Here is a 12,074-nt window from a genome sequence, read left to right as displayed (position 1 = left end):
GGCGGGGTGGGTCCGGTTGCGGGGGACGCATGGCGCCATCGAGCCCCCATGGACGGGTTTACGGCGTGTCCTGCACAGCCACACCGCCCCGCCATCCCACAGAAAGCCGCTTTGGCTCTGGCTGTTGCGGTGGCCTCTGCAGGTGCAGGGTGCAACCCTGCCGAACCCTCACTTCACCCAGCCGTCGATCTCGCCGTGGGCGAACGGCCCCAGCTTCGCCTTGACCATCCGCCCCTGCGCATCGAACAGCACGCTGTAGGGCAGCAGGCCCTGCGTATTGCCCAGCTGTACGCTGGCATCGCGCGGGCCCGGGGTCTCGATCACGATCGGGTAGTCCACCGGAACCCGCTGCAGGAAACCACGCACGTCGTCCGGGGTGTCCAGCGCCAGGCCCAGCACCTGCACGCCGTCGCTGCTCTGGAGGTGGGCGAAACGAGCCAGTTCGGGCATTTCTTCCACGCAGGGCGCGCACCAGCTGGCCCACACGTTGATCAACAGCGGGCGGCCGGCGAAGTGCCGGCGCAGATCCAGTGCGCGTCCTTCAAGGTCGGGCAGCGACAGCGCGGGCATCGGATCGCCCGCCTGCAGCGAAAGCTTGGCGGGAGCGGCCGGTGATGTAGCCGATGCCACCGGCGCCGGCGTCAGTCGATGCCCGGCCCACAGGCCCAGGCCGGCGGCCAGCACCGCTGTCCACAGCAGCGCTGGCCGTTGCCACTTCATCGTGCGGTGCGCAGCAGCGCTTCCTCGACCACCGCCTGGGTCAGCAGGGTCGGCAGCACGGTCGGCGGTGCGCCGGGGCCGTACACCACATACAGCGGCACGCCCACCGCCTTGTGCTCTTCCAGGAACGAGGTGATCTGCGGGTCCACGTTGGTGTAGTCGCCGCGCATGTACACCGCGTTGGTGCGCTTGAGCAGGTCCTTGAACTCCGGTCGCGACAGCACCGCGCGCTCATTGGCCTTGCAGCTCACGCACCAGTCGGCGGTCATGTTGACGAACACCACGCGGTTGTCGGCGCGCAGGCGGTCCAGCAGCTGCGGCGAATACTCGACCACGTTCTCGCTGGCCGCCTGTGCGGCACGCGTCGGCGCTGCCAGCTGGGTTACGCCCCAGGCAGGCACCAGTGCGCCGATGGCCAGCAGCACGCCCAGCAGCGTCACCGCGCGCGAGCCGGTCCAGCGGTTGCGCTCGAACAGCCACAGGCCGAAGGCGAGCAGCAGCAGGCCGCCCAGCACCAGCGCCATGCCATCCACGCCACGCTGCTTGCCCAGCACCCACAGCAACCACAGCGCGGTGGCATACATCGGGAAGGCCAGCACGTGCTTGAGCGTTTCCATCCATGGGCCCGGCTTGGGCAGGCGGCGCGCCAGCGCCGGCACGAAGCCGATCAGCAGGAACGGCAGGGCCAGGCCCAGGCCGAGGAACAGGAACACGGTCATCGCCTTCAACGGCGGGGCAATGAAGGCGTAGGCAATGGCACCGCCCATGAACGGGCCGACACAGGCACTGCCGACCACGCAGGCCAGCGCACCGGTGAAGAAATCACCGGCCGGGCCGCTGCGGCTGGCCAGCGACTGGCCGAGGTTGCCGATGCCGCCGCCCAGGGTGAACACGCCGGACAGGCTCAGGCCCACCGCGAACATGATGTAGGCCAGCGCCGCCACCACACCCGGATGCTGCAGCTGGAAGCCGATGCCGACCGCGTTGCCGATCGCGCGCAGGCCCACCATCAGCGCGCCGATCACCGCGAACGCGACCAGCACGCCCAGCGTGTACCAGAGCGCATGGCTGCGCGCGCGCTGCGGGCTTTCGCCACTCTGCGCCAGGCTCAGCACCTTCAGCGACAGGATCGGCAGCACGCACGGCATCAGGTTCAGCACCAGGCCGCCGGCCAGCGCCAGCAACAGTACCCAGACGAATGAACGGTCCGGGTTCGGGGTGGTCGCCGGCGGGCGCGTGCGCAGCGCGTTGTCACCCTGCGCATCGGTGGCGAATTCATTGCCTGCGCCCTCAGCGCCTGCGGCGGCCGGGCGGGCAGCTCCGTCGTTGGGCACGGTCGGCAGCAGGCGCAGCGGAGCGCCGTTGGCCGCTTCGCGCGGGGCGCCACTGCCAGCGGCCAGCGGGCTGATCACCTCGTTGCGCGGCGGTGCCTGGTCGGCGCTGGCGTTGGCCTTGCCGGCCGGAATCGACAGCTTCACCCGGCGCGTCATCGGCGGGTAGCAGATGCCATCGGTCTGGCAGCCCTGGAAGGTCACCACCAGGGTGCTGTCGACCGCATCGCTGACGGTGCGGCGCAGCGGTAGCGGCACTTCCACCTGGTTGAAGTACACCGAGACATCGCCGAAATGTTCATCGCGATGCGACTGCGCGGCCGGCCAACGCGGCTTGTCGGCCAGCACGCCGGCGCTGCCTTCCAGCTTCAGCGAAGTGCGGTCGCGATACAGGTAGTAGCCCGGGGCCGGGCTGAAACGCAGCAGCAGGGTGTTGCCGTCGCTGGCGATGGCATCGAAGCCGAAGGCCTGTTCCGACGGCAGCGGCAGCGCCTGGCTGTTGCTGGCCGCACCCGGCAGGCGCAGGCCGCCCGTGCTGCCGGCACCGGCCAGCGGATTGTTGAACGGGTTGCCGGCACTGGTACGCGCCGCGGGTGCCGCAGCCGGCGTACCGCCGCCCGGCAGGGTGACCTGCACCACGCGCTTCTGCGGCGGGTAGCAGACACCGGCATCGGCGCAACCCTGGTAGCGCACTTCCACGCTGATGGTGCCGGCCGCATCGGTGGGTGTGCCGGGCAGGATGGCCTGCAGGCGCTCGCGATAGGTTTCAACCTCGCCGAAGAAATCGTCGTGGTGCCTGTCGCCCTTGGGCATCTGCAGCGTGCCGGCGTTGAATGCGGGGTCCGCCTTGACGCTGGTGCGGTGGCGATAGAGGTAATAGCCCGGTGCGATCTTGAACTGCAGTTGCAGCTGGCCACGTTCGGGGGCGGTGGCGGTCAGCGCGAACGCCTGGTCCACCGGCAGCAGGTCCTTCTCATCCAGCGCGAAGGCCGGCAACGAGAGCCACAACAGGGCGCACAAGGCGGCGCCACGCGCAAACAGAGTCTTCAATCAGTGTCCTCCCGGGTCTGTGCCCGGATCCAGTCCAGATATGCCGGCAGGCCGGCCCGGGTTTCGACCGCGATGCACTCCGGGAGTTCATACGGATGCAGTTCGACGATCCGGGCAATCGCGTCATCGACGCGGCTCGCGGTGGTTTTCACCAGCAGCTGCAGCTCGCTGTCGGTGGTCACCTCGCCCTGCCAGCGGTAGGTCGACTGCGCGCCATCGAGTCGGGTCACGCACGCGGCCAGGCGCTCGCCGACCAGCGCGTGCGCGATGCGCTCGGCACTGGCCCGGTCCGGGCAGGTGGTCAACAGCAACAGGACGGGATCGACGGTCGACATGGCCGTCGAGTATAGGGCCGCCGCCGGGCCAGGGCCCGGCGGCGGCAGTGCACCGCTGCGTTGCGCGGTCAGTTGGCCAGCTGGCAGGTGGCCGGCTTGGCCGAGGTGAACAGGGCCGGGGTGGCCCACTCGGGGTGGTCGATGAACGGGTTGCGGTTGCCCTGGAACGAGTAGATCACGTCATTGCGCGAGCGCTCGGCGTCATCCGGCGGGTCGGACAGGTGCCAATCGATCAGCGTCGAAAGCAGGCCCATGTAGGCCGGCGAGCTGCTGGTCTTGACGATCTTGCTGCGGTCGTCGGTCAGCTCCAGGTCCGGCTCGGACTGGCCGGTGGCCGCATCCTTGCCGCCCTCGTAGCGGATCGCCATGTACATCACCGCACGCGCCATGTCGCCCTTGCGCTTGCCCCACACCTCGAAGGTGCCAGCGTTGCCGTCCGGCGTGCGCACCCAGTTGGAATTGCCCGGGTAGCCGCCGCTGCCGCCGCCCTGGCCGTTGTTGGCTTCGGTGGCGCGCTCGCCGCAGTTGGCGTCGCACTTGGCGAACGGCTTGTTGCCACGGTCGGCGTTCCACTGCGCGTCGGTCAGGTACAGCATGTGGGTGTCGGTGTAGGGCGCATACGGCAGGCCCTTGTCACCGGTGGTGCTGGCAAAGCCCAGCGAGTTCGGCCAGGTGTGCTCGCGGTTGTACTTCAGGCCACTGCCGCTGCCGGCGCGATCGGTCACCTTGGCGTAGCTGCGGTTGCGGTACGCATCCAGGATCCTGCCGCTGTTGTTCGGATCCTCGTCGGCGATCTCCAGGATGGTCCAGGTGCTGGTGCCCGAGCCGCTGTACGGGTACGCGGTATGACCCTTGATGGTGGCATGCAGCGAGCAGCGCAGCTGGCTGGGGCTGGAGGTGTTCACCTTCGCGTAGTAGCCGGCCGGCACGCCCGGGTTGCCCGGGTCGGGATTGCCGCCGGTGCTGGCCACGGTGAAGGCGATGCGGCTGTCGGCGGCCGGGTGCGCGCCCTGCAGGTCGGTGATGCGCGCGGCGCGGATGTCGAAGCGGCAGGCCTCGCCGGCCACCAGCGCGGTGTTGGTGGACAGCTTCACGCTGCGTCCGCTGGCCGGGAAGGTCAGCGGCACGCTGCCGGAGGTGCCACAGCTCAGCGCGAAGGCACCGCTGGCCAGGTTCACCGTCTCGCTGAACACCACTTCCAGATCGGCGGCGGCCGGGAAGGTGGTGCTGCCCTGCGCCGGGGTGGTGGTGGACACCGACGGCGGCGTGTTCGGGCCCGGGGTGCCACCGCCGCTGAAGGTCTGGCCGTTGTTGCAGCTGCCGAATGTCTGTCTGGCCGACTCGGCCCAGGTGAAGTGCGCGTACTGGCTGCCGCTGCCGGTCAGCTGCAGCGAGGTGCCCGGCGCCGTGCTGTTGGTCTCGGCCACCGGAATGTTCTGGCTGGTCATCCCGGCAGCGGGGCCACCGGAAGCGGTGATGGCGCCCTCATAGCTGAGGAACTGGACCACCTTGCCGCTGGCATCGACCAGGGCGATGCCGTCGTTCGGGCCGTTCTGGAGGCCGTTGGTCGGGTAGTTGACCACCGCGATGGTGGCGCTGCCGCAGCCGGCGGCGGTGCCGGCCGGCACCGGGTTGTTGGCGTAGACCACCGCGGCCGAGGCGTTGGCGCCGTTGTACAGGTACAGGCGGTAGCCGGACAGGTCCTCGCCGGCCGTGGCCACGACCTCGATCGCTTCGCCGACGTCACCGGCCGGGGTGCTGTCGTCGTAGTGCAGTTCGTTGATGAAGACCTCGGCCTGGGCCGGCGCGGCGGCCAGCGCCAGCAGGCAGGCGGCGGCAAGCGGGGACAGCAATCGCATCGACTACTCCTTGTGATTGGGAATGCGCGGCCGAGCCTAAGGCCGATCCAGTGACACTTTGTCGTAAATGAACGTCAGATATCTGACAGTGCGACGCGGATCACCAAATGTCGAGGATTCCCCTGTGGGGATGCCGCACCGCACGCGACGCGCAGTCTTCACGCGGACGTGGGTGTCCGGCTCCGGCACGATGAAATTTTTTCCGGCGGCGGCCTTGAAAGGCCCTGGGGCAGCTCCATCTCTGTCCTGCTCCCGATTCGTCGGGCTTTTTCGCGAGCAATGCTGGCAGTCACCTGGGGTGAGTGCTAACATCGCCAGACTTTTTCAGACCAATCAATAACTTAAGAGGTCTCTCATGAGCATCAAGCCGCTGCACGACCGCGTTGTGGTCAAGCCGATCGAAGCCGACGAAATCTCCGCCGGTGGCATCGTCATTCCGGATTCGGCCAAGGAAAAGTCCACCAAGGGTGAAGTCGTGGCCGTCGGCCCGGGCAAGCCGCTGGACAACGGCAGCGTGCGCGCGCCGTCGCTGAAGGTTGGCGACAAGGTCATCTACGGCCAGTACGCCGGCAGCTCGTACAAGAGCGAAGGCGTCGAGTACAAGGTCCTGCGCGAAGACGACGTGCTCGCCGTCATCGGCTGAGCCTCGGCGCGACCTGCTTTCCTGTAAGACATCCCCTTTCGTCGCCGGGCCCGGCCCGGCGCAAACTATCGAGGTAATCGCAATGGCTGCCAAGGATATTCGTTTCGGTGAAGACGCCCGTTCGCGCATGGTGCGCGGCGTCAACGTTCTCGCCAATGCCGTCAAGGCTACCCTGGGCCCGAAGGGCCGCAACGTCGTGCTGGAAAAGAGCTTCGGCGCTCCGACCATCACCAAGGACGGCGTCTCCGTCGCCAAGGAAATCGAACTGGCTGACAAGTTCGAGAACATGGGCGCGCAGATGGTGAAGGAAGTTGCTTCGCGCACCAACGACGACGCCGGCGACGGCACCACCACCGCCACCGTGCTGGCCCAGGCCCTGATCCGCGAAGGTGCCAAGGCCGTTGCCGCCGGCATGAACCCGATGGACCTCAAGCGTGGTATCGACAAGGCCGTCGTGGCCGCCGTTGCCGAGCTGAAGAACATCTCCAAGCCGACCGCCGACGACAAGGCCATTGCCCAGGTCGGTACCATCTCGGCCAACTCGGACGAGTCGATCGGCCAGATCATCGCTGACGCGATGAAGGAAGTCGGCAAGGAAGGCGTGATCACCGTTGAAGAAGGCTCGGGCCTGGACAACGAGCTGGACGTGGTCAAGGGCATGCAGTTCGACCGCGGCTACCTGTCCCCGTACTTCATCAACAACCAGCAGTCGCAGACCGCTGACCTGGATGACCCGTTCATCCTGCTGCACGACAAGAAGATCTCCAACGTCCGTGACCTGCTGCCGGTGCTGGAAGGCGTCGCCAAGGCCGGCAAGCCGCTGCTGATCGTTGCCGAAGAAGTCGAAGGCGAAGCGCTGGCGACCCTGGTGGTCAACACCATCCGTGGCATCGTCAAGGTCGTGGCCGTCAAGGCACCGGGCTTCGGCGACCGTCGCAAGGCGATGCTGGAAGACATGGCCGTGCTGACCGGCGGTACCGTGATCTCCGAAGAAGTGGGCCTGTCGCTGGAAAAGGCCACCATCAAGGACCTCGGCCGCGCCAAGAAGGTGCAGGTCTCCAAGGAAAACACCACCATCATCGATGGCGTGGGTGACAAGGCTGCCGTCGACGCACGCGTCGGCCAGATCAAGACCCAGATCCAGGACACCTCCTCCGATTACGATCGCGAGAAGCTGCAGGAACGCGTGGCCAAGCTGGCCGGCGGCGTTGCCGTGATCAAGGTCGGTGCCTCGACCGAAATCGAAATGAAGGAAAAGAAGGATCGCGTCGACGACGCCCTGCACGCTACCCGTGCAGCCGTTGAAGAAGGCGTGGTCCCGGGCGGCGGCGTTGCCCTGGTCCGTGCGGTCACCTCGCTGGCTGGCCTGAAGGGCGCCAACGAAGACCAGAACCACGGCATCCAGATCGCCCTGCGTGCGATGGAAGCCCCGCTGCGCGAAATCGTCGCCAACGCCGGTGAAGAACCGTCGGTCATCATCAACAAGGTCAAGGAAGGCACCGGCAGCTTCGGCTACAACGCCGCCACCGGCGAGTTCGGCGACATGCTGCAGTTCGGCATCCTGGACCCGACCAAGGTGACCCGTTCGGCGCTGCAGAACGCTGCCTCGATCGCTGGCCTGATGATCACCACCGAAGCCATGGTTGCCGAAGCTCCGAAGAAGGACGAGCCGGCCATGGGTGGCGCCGGTGGCATGGGCGGCATGGGTGGCATGGGCGGCATGGACTTCTAAGTCCACGCATTCCCGAAGCAATGAAGAACCCCGCCGCAAGGCGGGGTTTTTTTTGTGGGCGTGGTGGGCGATGCAGTCAACGCACGAACGGCTTCTTCGCCCCGTACTCCCATTCCCAGGGCGCGCCGGTTTCACCCAGCACGAAGCGCACCAACGCCGGGAACGCCGCCTCGGCACGTACATCGTTGCCCAGGATCACCACGCAGCGCTGGCCCTGTTCGATGCACACCAGCGTATTGCCCACCGCATCATCATGGCCGCCCTTGTAGAAGCCGGCACCCTGCGGGCCCTGGAAGGTCACCACGCCCAGCCCCGCCGCCAGGTCCCGGTGCCGTTGTGCAGGCGGCAGCTCCGGCTGCAGGGTGGGGAACTGGCTGGCAGTGGTGATCGGCAGCTGCGGCCGCACCAGCTCCCTGCGCATCGATGCAGACAGCCCGTCGCCACGCACATAGCCGGCGGCGAAGCGGGCCATGTCGCCGATGGTGGTATCCATCGAGCCGGCCGCGCGCACGCGGCTGCGCTCATCGTGCGGCTCGGCGGCGCCCTGCGCGGTCCAGCCATCGGCCAGATTGCCGGCGAAATCCTCGCGCCACATCATGCTGGTGCGGGTCATGCCGAAGCGGTCGAACACCCGCTGCTGCATCAACGCGCCCACATCCTCGCCCAGCCGCCCGCGTTCGATCACGAACTGCAGCAGGATCAACCCTTCGCCGGAATAGCCATAGCGGCTGCCCGGATCGAAGTGGAACTTCAGCCGGCCGTCCGGTTCGAGGAACCCGAAGTTGGCAAAGCCACTGGCGTGGTTGAGCAGCAGGCGCGGGGTGAGCTGGCGCCAGCGCGGATCATCGGCCAGCACGCTGTAGTCGGCGTACTTCTTTGGCTCGGGCGGGTAGTCCGGCAGCGGCTTGTCCAGTGCTGTGGCGATGCTGGCGTCCAGCCCGATCCGCGCATCCTGTGCCAGCTGTGCGACCAGATGACCGAACGCCATCTTGGTCAGCGAGGCGGCGTACATCACGGTGTCGGTGCGCAGCGGCTCGCCTGCGGCATTGCGTTCGCCATAGGCGGCCACGTGCACCACCTTGCCGCCATCGATCACCGCCAGCGCCATGCCACGCGCCTGTGCGGCCCGCATCAGCCGCTGCGCTTCGGCATCGACGCGGGCCGGCGAGGGTACCGGGGGTGGTGCGGCCAGTACGGCCAGCGGCAACAGCGTCAGCAACAACAGGGCAGCACGGCGCATGCGTGGACCTCCTGGCAGGACGTGGCGCGATGCTACGCCAGCCCGCCGCCGGCGTCATGGTCTGGCCTCAGCTGGCGGTCGGGCGGCGCAGGCAGATCCGCGCCGCGCCTGTGCTGATGTCGACCTGGCCACCGCGCATGGCATCGGCGCCCAGGATCAGCGCGGGGCGCTTGTCCAATCCGATGGCCTTGAACACCGGCAGCTCACTGATCCTGACCTCCATGGCCGGGTGCTGCCAACCGTCGCTGCGCAGGCCGGGCAGGGTATACAGCCAGGTCGGGTGCGGCTTTCCGCCCAGGCCCTCGGTGCCCTTGCTGCGTACGCGCACGCGCGGATCGCTGCCATCGGTGCGCAATCCCAGGGCGCGCGCGGCGGCATCGTTGAGTACGGTCTGCGCAGCGCCGGTATCGACCACGGCAACGGCAGCGATGTTCGTTCCGCCGAAGGTGAGGGTGATGAATCCGAAATCGCGCAGGCCCTCGGCGCGGTCCGGCAGTGCATTGGCCTGGCAGCTGTCATCGTCGAAGTGGAGGGTGCCGGTTCTCGACAGCGACAGCTCACCTCGAACGAAGTCCCAACGGGTGTCCCAGCGTGCGGTCAGGTCATTGCCGACCAAGCCGTCGATGGCGGGGTCGTCGCCCTTGGTCAGCGACGCCAGATCGGCCTGCAGTGCGCTGGCCTGCAGCTGCCAGCTGCCGAGCTGCCAGGTGGTGGTGCGCGTGCGCCGCAGCTGCGCGCCCGAGGTACTGGCGCCTTGGGCGATCGAAACCTCGGCCGTGCCATCGACCAGGCCGTAACGGCGTACCACGCGCCCATCGACCAGCGTGGCGCCGGCCGCACTGTCGACCACGAAGCGCAGCGGTTCGGCCCGGCCGTCCAGCGAAAGCGCCACCGTCGGGTGCCCGCCCTGCATCCACATCGGCAGCACATGTTCGGGGGTGTCGGCGGCCAGCGTGGGGAAGGCGGCGGCAAGCAGGGGCAACAGGGCGAGGCGCACGGGAAGTCTCCTGGGTTGAATGGGGAGGCCCATTGGCGCGCATCGGCGTATCGCGGGAATATCGGCGTTGATACCGTCCTGATACACACCTGCACGATACTGGCCGCATGAACACTCCCGCCCGGGTCATCGTTGTCGATGACGATGCCAGCATCCGTGATGCCATTGCCGACTGCCTGATGCTGCACGGCTACCAGGTGCGTGTGGCCGCCGACGCCGCGGCGTTGGATGTGCTGCTGCAGAGCGAGCGGCCGGACGCGATCATCCTGGACTGGATGATGCCGGGCGAGGATGGCCTGTCGGTGTGCCGCCGGCTGCAGGCACGCGCCATCCCGATCCTGATGCTGTCGGCGATGGGCACCGCACCGGATCGCGTGATCGGTCTGGAAATGGGGGCCGATGACTATCTGGCCAAACCTTTCGATCCGCGCGAACTGCTGGCGCGGGTGCGGGCACTGCTGCGCCGGCAGGACAAGCTGCGCATCCAGGTGGCCAGCGAGCTGCGTTTCTGCGGCTGGCGATTGTTTCCCGAGCAACGCCGCCTGCTTGCGCCCGATGGCAACGAGCTGGCGCTCAGCCGCGGCGAATTTGCCCTGTTGTTGGCGCTCGCCGAGCGCGCAGGGCGGGTGCTGGGACGCGAGCAGCTGCTGTCGTTGACCCGGGGCGAGGACAGCGAGAGCGTCGACCGTGCTGTCGACCTGGCGATCAGCCGCCTGCGCCGCAGGCTGGGCCACGCGGCACCCGGCGCCGAGGCACTGGTGCAGACGCTGCGCGGCGAAGGCTATCGCTTCGACGCGGAGGTGGAGGTGCTGTGAGGGCGCGCTGGTCCACCGCGCGCTGGGTCGCGACGCTGGCCCTGGCCAGCCTGCTGCTGGCCACCCTGGTCAGCGTGGCGGTGGTGGGCTGGATGCCACGACCGCCGCCGCCGCCGATGCGGCTGGACCAGGCCATGCAGGTGCTACGGGGTGAACGCTCCGCCGCGATGTTGGGCCTGCACCTGGAAACCCGCGTGTCTCCACCCCAGGGCCTCAGCAATGACTGGCTCACCCAGCTGGTGGCCGCGCAGCTGGGCCAGCCGCTGGAGCACGTAAAGCTGGTCTGGAGCAGCCGCGGCAAGGCTCCGGAGGTGCAGGTCATCGAAGGCGGCGCCGTGCTCGACGCCAAAGCGCGTGCGGATGCATTGCAGGCGCAGGTCGCGGTGCTGACCGCAATGCAGTGGACGCCGTTCGAACTGGCCGTGCGTCGGGCTGATGGTCGATGGCAGGTAGTGGGCAGCGACCACAGCGATCTGGCAGCGTGGCGCCGGCAGGTCGTGCTGGCGCTGGTGGCGGGAACCGTGCTGCTGGCACCGTTGGCTGCATGGGCCGCGATCCGCCTTGGCCGGCCCCTGCGGCGGCTGGCCGAGGCCAGCGCCAACGTGGACCTGCAGGCCAGCACACCGCTTCCGGACGACGGCCCACGCGAGGTGCAGATACTGGCCCGCGCGATCAGCGCCGGGCGCGAGCGGTTGCACGAACAGGCGCAGGAGATGACCCGCATGCTCGCCGCCGTCGCGCACGATCTGCGCACACCGTTGACCGGCCTGCGCCTGCGTGCGGAGTTCGCGCCACCACAACAGGCGGCGCGGATGGTGGCCGACATCGAGCGCATGGACACGATGATCGAGCAGGTCCTCGACTATGCGCGTGGCGAGCTGCAGCCATTGCAGATGCGCCCACTCGACCTGGCCGCGCTGCTGGAGGAATGCGTGCAGAGCGCGCTGCTGCGCGGCGTCGATATCTCCCTCGACGGACCGGATGCGCTGTCGTGGCAGGGGGACGCGCTGTTGCTGCGGCGGGCGATCGACAATCTCATCGACAACGCTGATCGCTACGCGGGGGCGGTACAGCTGCAGGCCGCCCTGTCCGGCAACGTGGTGCAGCTGGACGTGATGGATCGCGGCCCCGGCGTCGACCAGGCCGACCGCGCGCGCCTGCTGCTGCCCTTCCAGCGCAGCGAGGGCTCACGCAGCCGCACTACCGGTGGGACCGGGCTGGGCCTGGCGGTCGCTGCCAACGTCGCGCGACGGCATGGTGGCGAGCTGCTGCTGCTGCCCCGCGAAGGCGGCGGACTGATCGCCCGGCTGCTGCTGGCAAAGCACTCCTGACATCAACACTTGATCGACCCT

The 12,074-nt window shown here is 68.1% G+C and carries 10 protein-coding genes; 4 read left to right on the top strand and 6 right to left on the bottom strand.

Annotated features, from left to right (window positions below; translation table 11 throughout):
- Positions 1-168: 168 nt before the first annotated feature.
- The 4 genes from VN11_RS19455 to VN11_RS19440 all read right to left on the bottom strand — a co-directional run bounded on the left by VN11_RS19455 (position 169) and on the right by VN11_RS19440 (position 5,295).
- Complete coding sequence (locus VN11_RS19455; RefSeq protein WP_053450928.1) at positions 169-720, bottom strand: TlpA family protein disulfide reductase; 552 nt, start codon at positions 718-720, stop codon at positions 169-171.
- Positions 717-3,101, bottom strand: coding sequence for a protein-disulfide reductase DsbD family protein (locus VN11_RS19450; protein WP_053450927.1), 2,385 nt, complete (start codon positions 3,099-3,101; stop codon positions 717-719). Before VN11_RS19450 ends, VN11_RS19455 begins: the two co-directional genes overlap by 4 nt.
- Positions 3,098-3,436, bottom strand: coding sequence for a divalent-cation tolerance protein CutA (gene cutA, locus VN11_RS19445; RefSeq protein WP_049456835.1), 339 nt, complete (start codon positions 3,434-3,436; stop codon positions 3,098-3,100). The genes VN11_RS19450 and cutA overlap by 4 nt, the downstream gene beginning before the upstream one ends.
- A gap of 68 nt (positions 3,437-3,504) precedes the next feature.
- Entirely contained in the window at positions 3,505-5,295 is a 1,791-nt protein-coding gene (locus tag VN11_RS19440; RefSeq protein ID WP_053450926.1) for an endonuclease, read from the bottom strand.
- A gap of 355 nt (positions 5,296-5,650) precedes the next feature.
- Here VN11_RS19440 and VN11_RS19435 point away from each other — a divergent pair, with 355 nt between their 5' ends.
- Together VN11_RS19435 and groL are read left to right on the top strand one after the other, a co-directional pair.
- Positions 5,651-5,938 (top strand): co-chaperone GroES, encoded by a 288-nt coding sequence (locus VN11_RS19435; RefSeq protein ID WP_006396661.1) that lies wholly within the window; start codon positions 5,651-5,653, stop codon positions 5,936-5,938.
- 82 nt (positions 5,939-6,020) lie between these two features.
- Entirely contained in the window at positions 6,021-7,670 is a 1,650-nt protein-coding gene (groL, locus tag VN11_RS19430) for a chaperonin GroEL (RefSeq protein ID WP_006473018.1), read from the top strand.
- 76 nt (positions 7,671-7,746) lie between these two features.
- On the opposite strand, the gene VN11_RS19425 is transcribed toward groL, so the two are convergent.
- Entirely contained in the window at positions 7,747-8,910 is a 1,164-nt protein-coding gene (locus VN11_RS19425) for a serine hydrolase domain-containing protein (protein ID WP_053450925.1), read from the bottom strand.
- Between the two features lie 67 nt (positions 8,911-8,977).
- A complete protein-coding gene (locus VN11_RS19420; protein WP_053450924.1) occupies positions 8,978-9,907 on the bottom strand; it encodes a pepsin/retropepsin-like aspartic protease family protein in 930 nt (309 codons plus the stop codon).
- Positions 9,908-10,014: 107 nt separating this feature from the next.
- Between VN11_RS19420 and VN11_RS19415 the strand changes: the two genes are divergently transcribed.
- Positions 10,015-10,722, top strand: a complete 708-nt coding sequence (locus VN11_RS19415) for a response regulator transcription factor (RefSeq protein ID WP_053450923.1) — start codon at positions 10,015-10,017, stop codon at positions 10,720-10,722.
- 92 nt (positions 10,723-10,814) lie between these two features.
- On the top strand, positions 10,815-12,053 hold the full coding sequence (locus VN11_RS19410) for a sensor histidine kinase (RefSeq protein WP_053451389.1): 1,239 nt from the start codon (positions 10,815-10,817) through the stop codon (positions 12,051-12,053).
- The last annotated feature ends 21 nt before the right edge of the window (positions 12,054-12,074 follow it).

Source organism: Stenotrophomonas maltophilia (assembly GCF_001274595.1).
In the GTDB taxonomy this organism is placed as follows: Bacteria; Pseudomonadota; Gammaproteobacteria; order Xanthomonadales; family Xanthomonadaceae; genus Stenotrophomonas; species Stenotrophomonas forensis.
The sequence above is the reverse complement of the archived record's forward strand: the minus strand, read 5'-3'. Positions and strand labels throughout refer to the sequence as shown.